The sequence below is a fragment of the Thiococcus pfennigii genome (genome assembly GCF_016583835.1).
Lineage (GTDB): Bacteria > Pseudomonadota > Gammaproteobacteria > Chromatiales > Chromatiaceae > Thiococcus > Thiococcus pfennigii.
This window is the reverse complement of sequence record NZ_NRRW01000018.1, coordinates 1-18,571: the sequence shown is the minus strand read 5'-3', so window position 1 is coordinate 18,571 and position 18,571 is coordinate 1. Positions and strand designations below refer to the sequence as shown.

Genomic DNA, 18,571 nt, shown 5'->3' with positions numbered 1-18,571 from the left:
CCGAAAGGCGTTGAGCACCTCCGCCAGCGGCGCGAACACTACCGGCTGTGGGCGACGAACCCATCCGAGATGCCGAAAGGCGTTGAGCACGTGTAAGCGATGGCACGGGGCGGCTGCTCAAGGTACGAACCCATCCGAGATGCCGAAAGGCGTTGAGCACATGCAGATGGCCGAAATGATGGCCAAGGCATCTGTGACGAACCCATCCGAGATGCCGAAAGGCGTTGAGCACGACTTCATCCAGAAGAACAACCTCACCCTCGCCGAACGAACCCATCCGAGATGCCGAAAGGCGTTGAGCACATCTTGTCGACGTCGTGCAGCAGCCTGGTCTCGCCACGAACCCATCCGAGATGCCGAAAGGCGTTGAGCACGACTGGCTGCACGAGTCCTACGGCTGGGAGCGGGAACGAACCCATCCGAGATGCCGAAAGGCGTTGAGCACACCACCCAGATCCCCTACGAGACGCGCGACACCAGCACGAACCCATCCGAGATGCCGAAAGGCGTTGAGCACACCGGCTTCAGCTCGGTGCAGCTGCCGATGCGCCTACGAACCCATCCGAGATGCCGAAAGGCGTTGAGCACCAGCTGCTGGACGCCTACGCGGAGTACCACCGCGAGACGAACCCATCCGAGATGCCGAAAGGCGTTGAGCACAAATAGGCTCGGTCCGTCTGATCCTGCCGGGTCATACGAACCCATCCGAGATGCCGAAAGGCGTTGAGCACTATCGAGACGTCCTTCCGATCCTTCGAGGACCTCACACGAACCCATCCGAGATGCCGAAAGGCGTTGAGCACTCGATCTCAATACGAATGGGTCGAATATTGAGCAGAACGAACCCATCCGAGATGCCGAAAGGCGTTGAGCACCCGAGCACTCCGCCGGTGAACGGCAAGTATTGCTTGACGAACCCATCCGAGATGCCGAAAGGCGTTGAGCACATGGCGAAGATGCCCACGATGGCCACCAACACGAGACGAACCCATCCGAGATGCCGAAAGGCGTTGAGCACAACGAGAGAGAGAAGCAGCACTCGAAGAATGCTTAACGAACCCATCCGAGATGCCGAAAGGCGTTGAGCACAATACGTGGGCGGCATTTCTTGGTGCCATCGCTGACGAACCCATCCGAGATGCCGAAAGGCGTTGAGCACTCATGGGCATAGCGGGCCTCAGCCTGCCCCATACGCACGAACCCATCCGAGATGCCGAAAGGCGTTGAGCACAGTCCGGCTCAGGGCCAACAGTGTTACGCTCGACACGAACCCATCCGAGATGCCGAAAGGCGTTGAGCACGCGGTAGTGGGGTGCCTGAGATACCGAATCCTTGCACGAACCCATCCGAGATGCCGAAAGGCGTTGAGCACAAGCCCGAAATGCCCGCGCCGATTGAATCGACGACTGTACGAACCCATCCGAGATGCCGAAAGGCGTTGAGCACCCATGGCGGACCGACAAGGCAAGAGCAACCGGACGGCACGAACCCATCCGAGATGCCGAAAGGCGTTGAGCACGCAGGCGCTCGTGCCCCTGGAGGCTGCGCCGGGGGCACGAACCCATCCGAGATGCCGAAAGGCGTTGAGCACACGTTCGAGAAGTCGTTCAGCCGCATGGACGACGCCAAGCGACGAACCCATCCGAGATGCCGAAAGGCGTTGAGCACCTGGCGACGTTTTGGGCGTCGAGATTTGCGACAAGACGAACCCATCCGAGATGCCGAAAGGCGTTGAGCACGAGGCGCTGCTCGCGCCCGTCCTCGCCGCCCTCGACACGAACCCATCCGAGATGCCGAAAGGCGTTGAGCACGCACATACGATGTGAAAACGGGACAATTCGCCGCCGGACGAACCCATCCGAGATGCCGAAAGGCGTTGAGCACGCCTTGAGCTGGTCCTTGTTCGCCTTACGCCATTACGAACCCATCCGAGATGCCGAAAGGCGTTGAGCACTTAGGACTGACTGACCCCCCCCGGCCCCCCAAGGGGACGAACCCATCCGAGATGCCGAAAGGCGTTGAGCACGGTCGACGGATACGACCACCGACACGATGACGGGCAGACGAACCCATCCGAGATGCCGAAAGGCGTTGAGCACTCGTTCGACTGATCCAGGAAGCCGTAGCGCGTCAGCACGAACCCATCCGAGATGCCGAAAGGCGTTGAGCACTTGTGCCCCATGCCACGGATGATCTTACGCCCTGACGAACCCATCCGAGATGCCGAAAGGCGTTGAGCACTCGCGGACGCGTCGACTTTCCTGAATAGCTCGCCGACGAACCCATCCGAGATGCCGAAAGGCGTTGAGCACAGCTGCGACGCTTCTTTGACTTGTATTATCAGGTCTACGAACCCATCCGAGATGCCGAAAGGCGTTGAGCACCGGCCCAGCTGGGTCAGTTGGTGCTGGTCGCGATCGTCACGAACCCATCCGAGATGCCGAAAGGCGTTGAGCACAGCTGCGACGCTTCTTTGACTTGTATTATCAGGTCTACGAACCCATCCGAGATGCCGAAAGGCGTTGAGCACCGTAAACGGCGTGGTTATCGCGGTCGTCGGAGAGGCCACGAACCCATCCGAGATGCCGAAAGGCGTTGAGCACACATGCCGCCCCGCCAGCCAGCTTCGCCAGCAGGTCCACGAACCCATCCGAGATGCCGAAAGGCGTTGAGCACGCCGCCAACAAGCAAGCGGTCGAGGGCGCCACCGACGACGAACCCATCCGAGATGCCGAAAGGCGTTGAGCACTGTTTCCCGACCAGCCGCCGAACGTTGCTATCCAACGAACCCATCCGAGATGCCGAAAGGCGTTGAGCACCGCCCAGGATAGCGCGTCCGGTAGCGCATCGGTCAAACGAACCCATCCGAGATGCCGAAAGGCGTTGAGCACAGGGGGTGAAGGATCGGCGAGGCCATCTCTGGCTGGCGCACGAACCCATCCGAGATGCCGAAAGGCGTTGAGCACGGGAACTGGGCGGTCTTGATGATGCTGGTCGCCCCGTCGAACGAACCCATCCGAGATGCCGAAAGGCGTTGAGCACAGGCACCACCAGCTTGATGTTCTCGATGTCGATCACGAACCCATCCGAGATGCCGAAAGGCGTTGAGCACCCCCTGAGGATGAACTCGCGGTCGACGCCGTACTCCACGAACCCATCCGAGATGCCCGAAGGCGTTGAGCACATCTCGACAGCCAGCACTGGCGATCGGGGACTATGCCTCCGCCGCGGGGGGCAGCAGCGGCTGGCCAGCACTCGGTCGGCGCTACCGTGCCGAGGTCTTCCTGTCCGAGGGCAGCCAGCACGATGACATCTTCGACTCCAGGGGACCTTGAAAAATCGCCATCCGGGGACGTTCTCGAGACGGGACCTCCTTGCCCCGCGCGGGCACCTTGAATGTTCAAGGCGCCCTACAGGCGCGAGCCGTCGATCGCCGACACCCTGTCGCAGTACCAGAAGCGGTCCAGTTGCTGCACCTGACGCGATGACGCCGGCTGGCCGCCGCATCTCCGGGTGCGGCGGCGCCGCGCGCCGGGTCGGCGGCTCGATCACCGTGCCCAGCCTGGGCCTGTTCGTGATGCCGGCGATCCAGCCGCCGGCCGATATGGGTTGTCGGTCAGCGCTCGGGCGGCTCGACGCCGTACCCATCGCTCAGTGATTCGATGATCCGGCATTCCTCGATCAGGCCCCCCTCGCAACGGGCCAGCAGGCGTTGGAGTTCCCGCTCGAGACCTTGCAGGTCGCGCAGGCGCCGCTGGACCTGTTCCAGTTGCGCGGCCACCTTGGCATCGACGGCCGCGCATGAGGCCCGGCGGTGGTCGGCCAGCTCCAACAGTTCGCGTATGTCGTTCAGACTGAAGCCCAAGGAACGGCCGCGACGGATGAACAGCAGGCGGTCGCGATCCGCGTGCGAGTAGACGCGGTAGCCGGAGGCGTTGCGCGACGCCGCGGGCAGCAGACCGGCCTGCTCGTAATAGCGAATGGTCACCGCCTTGGTGTCGGTGGTGCGGGCCAATTGGCCTATGGTGAATGTCATTCCGTTCATGGCGCTTGACCTTGTAGTCGCTATAACCCTCATGCTGCCGCCATCGACCGACGGCCTGAGGAACGGGTGATGGACAGTTGCTGCGAAGGCAAGACCGGTGAACTGGCGCGACTGCGAACCCGGCAGCGCCGGGTCCTCCAGATCGTCCTGGCGATCAATGCCGTGATGTTCCTGTTGGAGTTCGCCGCGGGCTGGATCGCCCGCTCGAGTGCACTGCTCGGTGACTCGCTGGACATGTTCGGCGACGCCTCCGTCTATGCCCTCACCCTGTTCGTCCTGCACCGCAGCCCCCGTGCGCGTGCCGGGGCGGCCCTGCTCAAGGGCGGGTTCATGCTGGCGTTCGGCCTCCTGGTCGTCGGCGACGCGCTGCTCAAGCTGCGGCTCCAAGAAATGCCGGCCGCCGACTGGATGGGCGCCGTCGGGGCGCTGGCCCTGCTGGCCAACGGCCTCTGTTTCACGCTCCTCTATCGCCATCGCGCGGACGACCTGAACATGCGCTCGACCTGGCTCTGTTCGCGCAACGACCTGCTCGCCAATGCCAGCGTGATCCTCGCCGCGGGCCTGGTCGTACTGACGGGGAGCCTTTGGCCGGACCTCCTCGTCGGTTCGACCATTGCCGCCCTGTTCCTGCACTCGGCCAGGCAGGTCATCGGCGAGGCCTGGCAGGCATGGCGGTCGGCTGGTGCACCGAACCGACAGACCTGCGGCGGCCGCAACGCCGACGAGCCTCGAAGAGGCGAGGCCCATGGCATGCCCTCCGAGACGGAGCCGGTCCGATCCGCGGGAGGCTGCGGACGAGACGCACCGGCCAATGCCGCCGGGGCTGGCTGCGCTGGGGCCGAGTGGCCGACCGTCGGGGTACGCCCCGATGGGTCAACCCGACCGACGGCCCTTGCGGGCGATCGGGTCGGGCGATCGCCGAAGGAGCCGGGCTCCCAACGGTAGCACGCGCCCCGACGGTGCGATGGGATCCCCCGGAAGTCGGGGTATCGCCAGCGCGGCCCACCAGGGATCGATCGGCAACCGCTCGCACCACCGCGAAAAGGGCCGGGGCACGGGACTCCGGTGCCCTGCGTTCCCGGTGATCTTTCCCTGGCCGGGGATCTCGCGCATGCTGTGACGATCTCGTGGGACCCGGGGATCGGCGATCGACAGGGTCGGGGCCGAGCTCCATACTTTCGCGAGTACACGCGCCCGAGCGACGCGGCGACGCTCGCCACCGGGCCACCGCATCGAGGTAGGACAAGGGCGATGACCGACGACGTTGCACCCGTCGCCGAGGACGGCGCCGAACAGGGCCTGGGCAGGGCACCCGCACCCCCGACGGCCGACCGATCCAGCCTGGGCCGGATCGCCGCCGTCGCGGCGCTCTGCTGGGCGGCCGCCGCGGCAGGGCACCTGATCGCGCTGCCAGCGGCGCTGACCCTGCCGTTCGCCCCGACCGCCGGCATCGCCCTCGCCGCGTTCCTGATCCATGGACCGCGCATCTGGCCGGGCGTCTGGCTCGGTGGCTTCGCGGCGCTCCTCACGCTCGATTCCGCCGTCGGCGGGCCATGGGCGGCCGCGGTCCTCGCCAGCGGCGCGACCCTACAGGCCTGGCTGGGTTGGCTCCTGACCCGCGGCCTTTTCGCCTCGTCGACGCCGCTCGCGCGCCAGGCGCAGGTCTGGCGCTTCCTGCTCATGGGCGGGCCGCTCGCCTGCCTGGTGTCGGCGAGCATCGCGACGATCGCCCTCTTCGCGCTCGGCGGGCGGGAACCCGCCGCCCTCGCGGTCGCCTGGCTCGATCGCTGGGCGAGCGACACCCTCGGGGTGGTGTTGATCGCGCCGATCGCGCTGGCCCTCTGGCCGGGTGGGCGATCCCCCTGGCCGCACGGCATCGCCCGGATCACGCTACCGCTGGCGATCGCGGCCGCCCTGCTGAGCGCCAGTCAGTTCGAACACGACGCCTCCGAGCGCGGCCGGCTCGCCAGCGAACTCCAACGGCGCGTGGATCAGACCTACCAGATCGGCATCCAACCCCTCGCCGAGGCGCTCGCCAAGGTCGCAAGCATCGAGCGCTTCCTGTCGGCGAGCGAGGAGGTCACCCGCGCGGAATTCGCGCTCTTCACGACGCCGCTGCTCGCCGGGCCGGCCTTGCAGGCCGTCGAGTGGCTGCCACGCATCGCCGCGGCGGACCGCCCGACCTTCGAGACCGAGCACGGCGTGGCGGTTCGCACGCCGACCGCGGCGACCACCGCCGACGCGGATCGCGCCGGCGATGCCTTCCCGATCCTCTTCGCCGCATCGCCCACCGATCGCGCGGCACCGATCGGTCTCGATCGCGCCGCCGTGCCCGGAGAGCGGGCACTGATGGCGAGGGCTCGCGACGGTGGCTACGCCGCCGGCCCGATCGATGCGCCACGGTCGGGCGCCGCCGAGGTGGTCGTCTACGCGCCCGTCCGGCAAGGCGATCCGGCGGTGCTGACGGGCTTCGTCCGGACCTCGTTCAGTCTCGTCGGCCTCCTCGCCCCGCTCACCGAGACGGCACGGGACAATGCCCTCCTCCTGCGGGTGACCGACGCGACACCCGGCGAGCCCGGCGTCGCGCTCGCCGGTATCCCCTCGGAGACGGGGGCGATGGAGCGGCGTCAGGCGATCGCCTTCGCCGACCGTCACTGGCGCCTGGAACTCGGACCGGACCCCAAACGTTGGCCGCCCGGGGCCGGCCACCCGATCCACTCGCACCTGTACTTCTCGGTCATCCTCGGGGTCCTGGCCGCATTCGCGACCTTGGCCGCGGCCAGCCGGCGCACGGCCACCGAGGCGGCGGTCGCCGCACGCACCGGCGCCCTGAGGGACGAGCTCGAGGCCCGCCAGGCCGCCGAGGCGGCCCTGCGCGAGAGCGAGGCCTACAGCCGCAGCATCGTCGACAGCGTCCAGGACTGCCTCAAGGTCCTGAGCCTGGACGGGCGACTGCTCGACATGGCCCCCCGCGGCCGCGAGCTGATGTGCGTGGCCGATTTCGCGCAGCTGCGCGGCGCCGATTGGCTCGGCTTCTGGGAGGGCGAGGACCGCAAGGCGGCGCGGCAGGCGATCGCCGAGGCCACGGCCGGGCGCCTCGGGCAGTTCAGCGGATTCGCCCCGACCATGGACGGCACGCCCAAGTGGTGGGACGTGACCATCACGCCGGTGCGCGACCCCGACGGCCGCCCGGAGCGGCTCCTCTGTCTGTCGCGCGACGTCACGGCCCAGCAGCGGGCCAACGCCGAAGTCCGCCAGCTCAACGCCGACCTCGAGCGACGCGTCGCCGCGCGCACCGCGGAACTCTACCGGCAACGCGAGGAGAGCCGCCTGCTGCTGGAGAACCTCGCCGAGGGCGTACTGGTCTGCGATGCCGAGGCGCGACCGACCCTCTTCAATCGGGCCGCACGCGAATGGCTCGGACACGGACCACAGACCCGCCCGCCCGAAGAGTGGGCGACCTACTACGGCCTCTACGAGCCGGATGGCGTCACGCCCCTCGCCGCCGAACGGCTGCCCCTGGTCAGCGCCCTGCGCGGGGCGCGCCTCGCCGGGGTCGAGCTCTGCATCCGCGCCGAGGGCCAGCCGCCGCGCTTCGTCCTGGCGAGCGACGAGGCGATCGAGGACGCCTCCGGCCAACGGGTCGGGGCCATCGCGACCCTCTACGATGTCACCGAGATCCGCCGCAGCGCGCGCCGCCTGGCGACCCTCTTCGAGTCCTCGCCCGACGCCATCCTGACCGTCGACCAACAGGGCCTGATCACCCAGGTGAACCGCCAGACCGAGCGGCTCTTCGGCTGGTCGCGCGCCGGGCTCGTCGGCCAGCCGGTCGAGATGCTGGTGCCGCAGGATCGAAGGCACCATCACGAGGCGCAGCGTCGGCACTACACCGAGCGACCCCAGACCCGGCCGATGACGGCCAGCATCCAGTCGACCCTGCGCGGCCAGCGGCGCGATGGGTCGACCTTCGCGGTCAATGTCAGCCTGGGCCCGATCGAGTCGACCGAAGGGACCCTGATCGTCGCGACGATCCGCGACGTCACCGAACGCGAGCGGACGCTGCGCGACCTGCAACGGGTCGGCGAGGACCTGCGCGCGGCCAACGAGGCGATCGAGCACGAGCGCGAACGGCTCGCCCAGCGGGTCGCCGAGCGCACCGCGGAGCTGACCGCGGCCAAGGCCGAGGCCGAGCAGGCGAGTCGCGCCAAGTCGGCCTTCCTCGCGACCATGAGCCACGAGATCCGCACGCCGATGAACGGCGTCGTCGGGCTGCTGGAGGTACTCGCCCACAGCGACCTCTCGGAACACCAGCGCGACCTGGTCTCGACGATCGAGGACTCGGCCCAACTGCTGCTCGGGATCATCGACGACATCCTCGACTTCTCCAAGATCGAGGCAGGCCGGCTGGAGGTCGCCCGGTTGACGGTGTCGGTGAGGGACCTGCTCGAGGGGCTGTGCGGCTCGCTGCTGCCGCTGGCTAGCACCCGAGACGTCGACCTGACCCTATTCGTCGCCCCCGAGATCCCGGCCCGAGTCATCGCCGACGAGGTCCGACTGCGGCAGATCCTCTACAATCTGATCGGCAACGCGATCAAGTTCTCCGGTGGTCGGCCGGACGTGCGCGGGCGGGTGGCGATCCGCGCGACGCTGGCGGACGCCCCCTCGGCGCCGCTGGTCTTCAGCGTGTCCGACAACGGGATCGGCATGGCGCCCGCGACGATGAACGACCTCTTCCAGCCCTTCACCCAGGCCGAGGTGACCACGACCCGACGCTTCGGCGGCACCGGCCTCGGCCTCGCGATCAGCAAGCGGCTCGTCGACATGATGGGCGGCGCGCTGACCGTCGAGAGCGCCTTGGGCGAGGGCGCGACCTTCACCGTGCGGCTGCCGTGCGAGGCGAGCGTCGACCAGCCGGCCGAGCTGCTGCCCGACCTCGCTGGCCTCGACTGCGTGCTGGTGCGCCGCGCCGGCGGGCTGGACGTCGCAGACCTCGGCCGTTATCTCGCGGCCGCCGGCGCCCGCCCCCGCATCGTCGCCGATGACGAGGCGGCCGCCCGGCTGGCCGCAGGCCTCGCCGAGCCAGTCGTCGTCATCCAGATGCTCGACCATGAACATCGCTTGCAGCGGCGCCCGGGCGCCGCCTTCGTCGGCCAGGACCGGCTGCGCCACCTGCTGATCGGCTGGGGACAGCGGCGGCGCGCCCGTGTGCACGCCCCGAATGTCGTGACCCTCGACGGCGACGCGCTGCGCCGCCTGGCCTTCTTGCGGGCCGTGGCGATCGCCGCGGGCCGGGCCTCACCCGAGCCGGTCCCCGAGAGCGGCCCCGAGCGGCCGCTGATCGAGGCCGCGGCGGCGCCCAGCGTCGCGGAGGCGCGCGCCCAGGACCGGCTGATCCTGGTCGCCGAGGACGATGCCGTCAACCAGCAGGTGATCCGCCAACAGCTGGCGCTGCTCGGCTATGCCGCCGAGATCGCCGACGACGGGGCGGAGGCCCTGGCGCGCTGGCGCACCGGCGCCTACGCCCTGTTGCTGACGGATTTGCACATGCCGGAGCTCGACGGCTACGAGCTCACCCAGACCATCCGGCGCGAGGAGACCGACCGCCGCCGGCCGATCGTCGCCCTGACCGCCAATGCGCTGCGCGGCGAGCCCTACCGCGCCCGCGCCACGGGGATGGACGATTATCTGACCAAGCCGGTGCAGCTGCCGCGGCTGCGCGAGGTCTTGCAGCGCTGGCTGCCGGCGGCGGGGGCCTCGCCGCGGCAGGATGAGGCGGCGCCCGGCATCCCCCCACACTCAGCGACCGCTACCGGTCGCTGGCTGGACCTGTCGGTGCTCGCCGGCCTGGTCGGCGACGACCCGGAGATCATCCAGGAGCTGCTGCGCGAGTGCCTGACCGGCACCCGCCACGGCTTCGAGGCGCTGCACGCGGCCGTGACGACCGCCGATCCGGCGGCCATCGGCGCGACGGCGCACCGGCTCAAGTCATCGCTGCGCGCCGCCGGGGCGCGATCCCTCGGCGACCTGTGCGCCGCGCTAGAGCGCTCGGCCAAGACCAAGACCCCGGATTGGGAGGGCATCACGCGCCTGATGGCCGAGGCCGATGCGACCTGGCACGAGGTCGAGCGCGCCATCTCGGCCGAGCTGGCCGGGACCGGGGGGCAAGATGCGGAGGACGAACGATGAAGGCCCTGGTGATCGACGACGATCCCTTCATGCTCAGGCTGCTCACCCGGCAACTCGCCGCGCTCGACGTCGAGGACGTCGCCGCCTACGGCAAGGCCGCCGAGGCCCTGGCGGCCCTCGGCGCCGATCGCGCGACAACGGAACTGATCGTCTGCGACCTGCAGATGCCGGAGATGGATGGGGTCGAGTTCATCCGCCATCTCGTCGGTCTCGGCTACGTCGGGCGACTGATCCTTGTCAGCGGCGAGGACGAGCGCATCCTGGACACCGCCGAGCGCCTCGCCCGCAGCCAGCGGCTCGAGGTCCTCGGCGCGCTGCGCAAGCCGGTCTCGCGCGAGGCCCTGCAACAGCTCCTCGCGCGGCGTTCACCGCCGTGCCGCCAGGCCAGGGGCGCCTCGGCGAGCAGCCGCAAGTACTCGGCCGAACGGCTCGGCGAGGCGATCGCCGCCGGCGAACTGGTCAATCACTACCAGCCGAAGATCGCCCTCGAGACCGGCGCCCTGGTCGGGGTCGAGGCCCTCGCGCGCTGGCGGCACCCGCAGGACGGCCTGGTGCACCCGGACTGCTTCATCGCCGTGGCCGAGGAACGGGGCCTCATCGAGCAGTTGACGCGCTCGGTACTGCGCACCGCCCTGGCCCAACTGGGCGTGTGGCGCGAGCAGGGCCTACAGGTGCGGGTCGCCGTCAACGTCTCCATGGAGAACCTGCGCGACCTAGACTTCCCCGACTTCATCGCTAGGGCCCTCGCCGAGGCGGAGGTGGCCCCAACCGATCTGGTCCTGGAGCTGACCGAGAGCCGCCTGATGACCCACCCGTCGGGGTCGCTCGACATCCTCACGCGCCTGCGCCTGAAGAGGATCGGCCTCTCGATCGACGACTTCGGGACCGGTCATTCCTCGCTCGCCCAGCTGCTCAACATCCCGTTCGACGAACTGAAGATCGACCGCCAGTTCGTCCACGGCGCCCACCGCGACCACTCGCGCCAGACCATCTTCGAGGCCAGCATCGCCATGGCCCGTCAGCTCGGCCTGCGCACCGTCGCCGAAGGCATCGAGGATCGCGCCGACTGGGACTTCGTGCGCCGCAACGGCGCCGACCTGGCGCAGGGCTACTTCGTCGCCCGTCCAATGGCAGCGGCCGATCTGCCGGCCTGGTGGACGCAGTGGGAGGGGCGCCGCGACGAGCTGATCGGATCGGCTACCTGACCGCCCCAGGGCCTGGGGCGAGCACACGATGGCGCAACAGGAGGAGAAACGATGAAGCGAACGACGACGATGATGGCCGGCTGCTGCGGACTGCTGCTGTGCAGCGGGGCGGCTTGGGCGGACGGTTTCGCGATGAAGCCCGGCAAATGGGAGTCGACCTCGATCACGACGATGCCCATGATGCCGGAGCCGATGACGGTGCAGGATGTCCGTTGCGTGACCGAGGAGCAGGCACAGCAGGACCCGCTGGCGATGATGCTCGCCAAAGGGCAATGCCAAGCCGTACACGCCGAAGAGGGCAAGGGCCGGCTCGAGTTCGAGGTCACCTGTCAGGGCGACGCCGGCCCGCCGATGACCGGGATCGGTCATTTCGAGACTCAGGGCGACCGGGCATCGGGGTCGATGGAGATGAAGATGGCGATGCCGGCCATGGGGGGCGACGGTCCGAGCGAGATGACGATACACCAGCAGTGGGAGGCGCGCCGCGTCGGCCCCTGCGACTGACATCGCTCCAACGGTGCCCGGCCGACGGGCACCGCTGGGGCCGTTCTATCGCAACGGCAACGACTCAGGGCCGGATCTCGATCGGCGTGCCGTTGCGGGTCGCCGCCCAGATCTCGTCGATCGCCTGGTTCGAGACGGCGATGCAGCCCTGGGTCCAATCCTCGTCGCGCAACAGGTCCTGGAGGTCGCTGTATTCGTTCGGCGGGGGCTGGCCATGGATCATGATCAGGCCACCCGGGTTGACGCCGAGCCTGGCGGCGCGCAGGCGATCCTCGGCGTTGGGGTAACTGATGTGGATCGACCTGTAGAAGTTGCCCGAGGCCTTCCGCCAATTGAGCACATAGCGACCTTCCGGGGTGCGTCCATCGCCCTCGCGCTCCTTGTGCCCGGTCGGCGCGAAGCCCAACGAGACCGGATAGGAGCGCACGGGCCGTTCATCCTTGACCAGATAGAGGCGCCGCTCGGACTTCTCGACGACGACCAGATCGGCGACCAGGCGGCGATACTCGGCCGCGACCTCGGCGGCCCGCTCCGGCGAGGGCTCGACGGCCGGCTCCTCGCCGCGCTTGACGAGGAACGACATCGCGCCGGCCGACGGCGAGGCGGCCAGCCCCAGACAGAGCAGCAGGGGCAAGAGACGGGCGGGCATCGGGGAGGCGTCGACGGTTCGGGTCCTTGTTGGCGGCGGATTCTAACGAAGGGGCAGACGCGGAGACAATGCCGCCATCAGGGGATCAAGGGCCCCTTGGAAACGTCCAGGTGCCTGCGCAGGGCAAGGATGCCTCGCCATTTTCAGTCGCCTAAGCGACTTGGAATGAAGCGAAGCGAAAATCGCATTTTCGCTTCGCGTCTTGAAAGATTGCCCGGATGGCAATTCTTCAAGGTCCCCGTGAGTCCTGCTCACCCGCTCGGTGAAGGCCGCTACGGCGCCCGATGCAGGTCGCGCGCGGCGCACCTCGGGCACCGTCCAACTGCCGCCTTTCGGTGGAACGCTCGAGAGAAGATATCGTGATAGTCGCTGTGGTTCGCCATCGGCCGAGTTGACTGCCGGGCAGGGTGGTCGATGGCGATGAGGTGCTGGCCTGAATCGACCGCTGGGACTCCGAAATCGAGTGTGAGCGGCCCGGTTGAAGCGACTCCAGCCACGGCGAGCGCCGCACGGGATCTAGTGCGCTTGCGCGATTTCGTCGCCGAACACGACTTGGACGACGTGCACAGCCTCCCCCGCAAGTGACATCTGGCCGCGTGTTCTCGACTGGGCTCGGGGTCTGTGGTTGGCGCTCATGTCCGATAGTGGTCAGCGGGAGCGAAGCGACCGCGGACACGCGCCGCCACCCTGCTCGAGGTCGCCCTGCCATTCGGCGGCACGATCGAGCGCGTCGCGGTCATGGATCGTGATGTGTCCACCGTGCACCGAGATCAGACCTTCGCTCGCGAGTTGCTTGGTCACGCGCGAGAAGGTCTCGGGCTTGATCGACAGGCGCGAGGCCAGCACGGATTTGGGGATCTCGAGGGTGAAGGCACGCCGGTCGACCGGGCATTGCGACAGCAGGTAGCGCGCGACGCGGTTGCGCGCCGTGTGCAGCGTCAGGTTGTCGATCTCGCCGATCAAGGCCCGCAGACGCCGGCTCAGCGCGCCGAGCACGACGAAGCAGGTATCGACCGATTCGCGCAGCATGGCCGCGAAATCCAGGGCATCGATCGCAATCAGGCTCGTCGGCAAGAGCGCGGCCGCGCTGACCGGATAGTGCGGTGCCTGCATGAACATCAGCGCCTCGGCGAAGGTCTGGCCCGGCGAGACGATCTCGATGACCTTCTCGCCACCGTCGGCGGCCAGGCGAAACAGCCGGATCTGGCCCTCTTCGACCAGATAGAAGCGGGTCGCCGCATCGCCCTGAGCGAACAGCCACTCGCCCTCCTCGAGACGCCGCCTGTGCGCACGCGCAGCCACCCTCTGCAACTGGGCGTCGGTCAGTTGCGAGAGCAGCGGCGTGCGGCAAAGGGCTTCGATCATCGGGTCTGCTCGGGTGCGTGTGCGGCGATGCGGTCGCGCCAAGCGGCGTGGCCGAGGGACTCCGGCGGCCAGGGCGCCGACAGGGCCGGCATGATCCTGAAAACGGCAGTCGACCGTTTCATCATGGACGGAAGTCGTTGAAAGCGCAAAGAGGCTTTACGTGGGTCCTGCTCCCCCACTCGGTGAAGACCGCCACGCCCGGCACGGCGAACGCAAGACAACCGGCTGTCGCAATTGACGAAAAAGACGATTTGACCCTGATCAAGTCGGCCCTCGTCGCGATCTGGAAGACTGTCTCCCGTCAAGGCCGACATCGCTGAACCACCGCCAAGTTATCGAGCGTCTCCATGAATATGTTCTGTTTCCAGTGCGAAGAGGCGGCCAAGGGCACCGGCTGCACCGTCAAGGGCATCTGCGGCAAGACCGAGAGCATCGCCGTGCTGCACGACCTGCTGGTCTATCTGTTGAAGGGCCTGGCCCTGGTCGCCGAGGCGGCGCAGCGCCAGGGGCGGCCGGACGACTCGGTCGGCCCCTTCATCACCCGCGCACTCTTCGCCACGATCACCAACGCCAATTTCGATGCCGCGCGCTTCGACGAGTTGATCCAAGAGACCATCGCCAGGCGCGATGCGCTGAAGGCCGCGCTCGGCTTCGACGGCGCGCAGGATGCCGTCACCTGGAGCGGCCCGGCGAGCGCCTACGCCGCCAAGGGCGCCGCGGTGGGCGTGCTATCGCAGCCCAACGAAGACCTGCGCTCGCTGCGCGAGCTGCTGATCTACGGCGTCAAGGGCATGGCCGCCTACACGGACCACGCCGCCATCCTCGGCCTCGAGAGGCCCGAGATCCATGCCTTCATGATCAAGGCGCTGGCCGCCACGACCCGCGAGCTGAGCATCGAGGAGATGGTCGCGCTGGTCATGGAGTGCGGCGCGGTGGGCGTGACCGCGATGGCCCTGCTCGACGAGGCCAATACCCGCGCCTACGGCCACCCGGAGATCACCCAGGTGAGGCTCGGCGTGGGCAAGAACCCCGGCATCCTGATCTCGGGGCACGACCTCAGGGACCTGCAAGACCTGCTCGAGCAGACCGCCGGGACCGGCGTCGACGTCTACACCCACAGCGAGATGCTGCCGGCCCATGCCTACCCGGCCTTCAAGAAGTATCCGCACTTCATCGGCAACTACGGCAACGCCTGGTGGCAACAGGACAAGGAGTTCGCCGCCTTCAACGGCCCGATCCTGATGACCACCAACTGCATCACGCCGGTCAAGGTCGCCTACCGCGACCGCATCTACACGACCGGTATGACCGGCTGGCCGGGCATCGAGCACATCCCTGACCGCCCCGAGGGCGGCGCCAAGGACTTCTCGGCGCTGATCGCGCAGGCCAAGACCTGCGCGCCCCCGACCGAGCTGGAACAAGGCGAGATCACGACCGGCTTCGCCCATGCCCAGGTCATGGCCCTGGCCGATCAGGTCATCGACGCGGTCAAGTCGGGCGCCATCAAGCGCTTCGTCGTCATGGGCGGCTGCGACGGCCGGCACAAGGAGCGCAGCTACTACACGGATGTCGCCCAGGCCCTGCCGCAGGACGCCGTGATCCTGACCGCCGGTTGCGCCAAGTACCGCTACAACAAGCTCGATCTCGGCGACATCGGCGGCATCCCGCGCCTGCTCGATGCCGGGCAGTGCAACGACTCCTACTCGCTGGCCTTCATCGCGCTGAAGCTCAAGGAGGCCTTCGGCCTGGACGACATCAACGAGCTGCCGATCTCCTACGACATCGCCTGGTACGAGCAGAAGGCGATCATCGTCCTGCTCGCGCTGCTGCACCTGGGGGTCAAGCACATCCGCCTGGGACCGACCCTGCCGGCCTTCCTGTCGCCGAACGTCGCCAAGGTCCTGATCGAGCAGTTCGACATCCGACCGATCGGGGACGTGCACGAGGATGTCGCGGCCATGATGGCCGCGGCCTGATCCACGCGGGTCGGGCGGCCCGGTGCGCCCGGCAGCCCCCGCACGGCACGGGGCGAGGCGCCGCGCGGGTGTCCGCGGCGCTGGAAACGGCGTAGGCTATCGACAGGTTCCAGCCGGAGAGCGCGATGAAGACGCGAGGCGGCCAGGATCCATTCGCCGGGCGCGAACCGCGGCCTCCCCGCCCCAGGCCGGGCGGGTGGCTCGCGATCGCGTTGGCCGCAGCGCTCGGCGTGCTCGGCGGTGTGGGACTGTTCACGCTCGGCTATGGCAACGGCCTGTCCTACCTGACCGATGACCCCACGGCCTGCATCAACTGTCATCTGATGCAGGATCCGTTCGACGCCTGGGTCAAATCGAGCCATCGGGGGGTCGCCGGCTGCAACGATTGCCATCTCCCCCACGATCCCGTCGGCAAGTGGCTGATCAAGGCCGACAATGGCTTCTTCCATGCGCTGGCCTTCACGACCGGCGACTTCCACGAGCCGCTCCAGATCCGCCCGCGCAATCGGCGCGTCACCCAGGCCGCCTGTCTGCACTGCCACCGGCCATTCGTCGATCACATGCTCCCGGCCGAGCCCGGCGATCAGGCGCTGCTGTGCGTGCACTGCCACAGCGATGTCGGCCACGCACTGCGCCGCTGAGAAGACGCCGATTCATTGGCCGCCCTGGCCAAGAGTCGGCACGGGAGGCGCTGAATGGTCCAGCGCTTCCGCGGTCCCCAGATCGAGAGGTCCAGGATGAATCAAGCCCCGAACCAAGCCCGCCCCGTTCCCGCCCCGGACACTGCCCTTGGCCGGCCTCGCGACCAGCGCGGTGGCGCCTTGGTGCTTGCCGCCGTGTTCGGCCTCGCCGTCATCGCCACTTTGGTCGTGACCTGGGTGCTGATCACCATGTTCACCCACAAGCAGGACGCCCGCCAGCCATTCGTGCGCGTGGTCGAGGTCGATGAGATCACCACCGACCCCGAGCCTTGGGGAAAGAACTGGCCCCATCAGTTCGACGGCTGGAAGTCGACCTCGGGCGACAAGTTCTACGGCGGCAGCAGCGCGATGCCGCGGAGCAAGCTGGAGGCCCATCCCTGGCTAGCGCGGCTCTATGCCGGGTACGCCTTCAGCATCGACTACCGCGAGGCGCGCGGCCACGCCTACATGCTCTACGATCAGGGCGTGACCGAGCGCGTGACCCAGCGACCGCAGGCCGGCGCCTGCCTGCACTGCCATGGCTCGGTGAACGTGCTCTACCGCCGGGTCGGGCTGGAGGCGATGGGCGAGACCGTCACCGATGAGCGGCTGGCCGCCGCGCTCGACATGCCCGCGATGATTCGCGGCTTCCAGGAGCTCAGCCAGCGGCCCTATCAAGAGGTGTTGGCGATGCTCTCGGCCACCCCGGACGGCACGCCGGGCGAGGACGAGCCGGTCTTCCCGATGGCCCCGACCGGGGGGTTCACCGGCGGATACGCGGGCAAGCCCATCGACGGGGCGCATGCGCCACCGACCGGCGAGGCGCACCCGGTCAGCTGCGTCGATTGCCATGACCCGAACACCATGGCGGTCCGCGTGACCCGCCCGGGCTTCCTGCTTGGCATCGCCGAACTGGCCGCTGGCGAGGGGGCCGTGCCGCACCTGCCGAGCATCGCGCAGTGGCGCCGGGGCGATCGCCGCGCGCCCTACGACCCGAACGCGCTGGCCACCCGCCAGGAGATGCGCTCGTTCGTCTGCGGGCAATGCCATGTCGAGTACTACTGCGCCGACAAGGACACCCTGACCTACCCCTGGGGCCACGGGCTCAGTGCCGATGCGGCGGAACGGTTCTGGGAGGGGCGCCGGTTCCCCGACGGCACGGCCTTCTACGACTACGCGCACGGCGAGACCGGGGCCAAGGTCTTCAAGGTCCAGCATCCGGAGTTCGAGCTCTGGAGCCAGGGCATCCACGCCCGCAGCGGCGTGGCCTGCGCCGACTGCCACATGCCCTACGAGCGCAAGGGCGCGATGAAGGTCAGCAACCACGATGTCCGCAGCCCGATGGAGGACATCAACGGCGCCTGCCAGACCTGTCACAAGGTCCCCGAGGACGAGCTTCGCGCCCGGGTCGTGGCGATCCAGGACCGCACCGTCGCCCTCACCGAACGCGCCGGCGCGGCCATGACCGAGATGCTCGATGCGATCATCGAGGCCCAGGCCAGCGGCGCCAGCGACGCGGATTTGGCGGCCGTCTTCGACCTGCAACGCAAGGCGATGTGGCGGCTCGACTACATCAGCAGCGAGAACTCTCGGGGCTTCCATGCCGACCAGGAATCGATGCGCCTGCTCGCCGAGTCCATCGACTACAGCCGCCAGGCCCAGGCCGCCGCGCTGCGCCCGCGGTCGTCGAGGTGACCGCCACTCGCCGCCGCCGGTCTCGCGTCGCATCGGCCGACGCACGGGCGCCCCAGCCTCGGCCGCCTGGTGGCCCGGACACATCGATTTCACCATCGGCCCCGCAAGCATACAGCCAAAAAAAAGCCCGCTGAGTGCGAGACTCAGCGGGCTTTTTGGGTAGGGACCTGGCGGTGACCGACTTTCGCATGGGGAGGCCCCACACTATCATAGGCGATACACCGTTTCACTTCTGAGTTCGGGATGGGATCAGGTGGTTCCAGTGC

General features: G+C 68.1%; 10 protein-coding genes, 1 rRNA gene and 1 CRISPR repeat array (1 of these 12 cut by a window edge). Of the genes, 7 read left to right on the top strand and 4 right to left on the bottom strand.

Going from position 1 to position 18,571, the window contains the following annotated elements; translation table 11 throughout:
- Positions 1-3,184: a CRISPR direct-repeat array (repeat unit 36 nt; unit sequence ACGAACCCATCCGAGATGCCGAAAGGCGTTGAGCAC) (it extends 89 nt beyond the left edge of the window).
- Positions 3,185-3,616: 432 nt separating this feature from the next.
- Positions 3,617-4,036, bottom strand: coding sequence for a MerR family transcriptional regulator (locus CKO41_RS08135; RefSeq protein WP_200249375.1), 420 nt, complete (start codon positions 4,034-4,036; stop codon positions 3,617-3,619).
- Positions 4,037-4,114: 78 nt separating this feature from the next.
- Between CKO41_RS08135 and CKO41_RS08130 the strand changes: the two genes are divergently transcribed.
- The 4 genes from CKO41_RS08130 to CKO41_RS08115 all read left to right on the top strand — a co-directional run bounded on the left by CKO41_RS08130 (position 4,115) and on the right by CKO41_RS08115 (position 11,940).
- Complete coding sequence (locus tag CKO41_RS08130; protein ID WP_200381790.1) at positions 4,115-4,990, top strand: cation efflux transmembrane domain-containing protein; 876 nt, start codon at positions 4,115-4,117, stop codon at positions 4,988-4,990.
- A gap of 306 nt (positions 4,991-5,296) precedes the next feature.
- Positions 5,297-10,231, top strand: coding sequence for a PAS domain S-box protein (locus CKO41_RS08125; protein ID WP_200381789.1), 4,935 nt, complete (start codon positions 5,297-5,299; stop codon positions 10,229-10,231).
- Complete coding sequence (locus tag CKO41_RS08120; RefSeq protein WP_200381788.1) at positions 10,228-11,436, top strand: EAL domain-containing response regulator; 1,209 nt, start codon at positions 10,228-10,230, stop codon at positions 11,434-11,436. Before CKO41_RS08125 ends, CKO41_RS08120 begins: the two co-directional genes overlap by 4 nt.
- 51 nt (positions 11,437-11,487) lie before the next feature.
- Positions 11,488-11,940, top strand: coding sequence for a DUF3617 domain-containing protein (locus tag CKO41_RS08115; protein ID WP_200381787.1), 453 nt, complete (start codon positions 11,488-11,490; stop codon positions 11,938-11,940).
- Positions 11,941-12,004: 64 nt separating this feature from the next.
- On the opposite strand, the gene CKO41_RS08110 is transcribed toward CKO41_RS08115, so the two are convergent.
- Positions 12,005-12,589, bottom strand: a complete 585-nt coding sequence (locus tag CKO41_RS08110) for a L,D-transpeptidase family protein (RefSeq protein ID WP_200249287.1) — start codon at positions 12,587-12,589, stop codon at positions 12,005-12,007.
- Positions 12,590-13,237: 648 nt separating this feature from the next.
- A complete protein-coding gene (locus CKO41_RS08105; RefSeq protein ID WP_200249285.1) occupies positions 13,238-13,954 on the bottom strand; it encodes a Crp/Fnr family transcriptional regulator in 717 nt (238 codons plus the stop codon).
- A gap of 347 nt (positions 13,955-14,301) precedes the next feature.
- Between CKO41_RS08105 and hcp the strand changes: the two genes are divergently transcribed.
- The 3 genes from hcp (at position 14,302) to CKO41_RS08090 (ending at position 18,305) form a co-directional block, all read left to right on the top strand.
- On the top strand, positions 14,302-15,930 hold the full coding sequence (hcp, locus tag CKO41_RS08100; protein ID WP_200381786.1) for a hydroxylamine reductase: 1,629 nt from the start codon (positions 14,302-14,304) through the stop codon (positions 15,928-15,930).
- 125 nt (positions 15,931-16,055) lie between these two features.
- Positions 16,056-16,571 (top strand): cytochrome c nitrite reductase small subunit, encoded by a 516-nt coding sequence (gene nrfH / locus CKO41_RS08095; protein WP_200249283.1) that lies wholly within the window; start codon positions 16,056-16,058, stop codon positions 16,569-16,571.
- 183 nt (positions 16,572-16,754) lie between these two features.
- Positions 16,755-18,305 (top strand): ammonia-forming cytochrome c nitrite reductase subunit c552, encoded by a 1,551-nt coding sequence (locus CKO41_RS08090; protein ID WP_338115554.1) that lies wholly within the window; start codon positions 16,755-16,757, stop codon positions 18,303-18,305.
- 165 nt (positions 18,306-18,470) lie between these two features.
- On the opposite strand, the gene rrf is transcribed toward CKO41_RS08090, so the two are convergent.
- Positions 18,471-18,571: ribosomal RNA gene (gene rrf, locus CKO41_RS08085) — 5S ribosomal RNA — on the bottom strand; the annotation flags it as partial.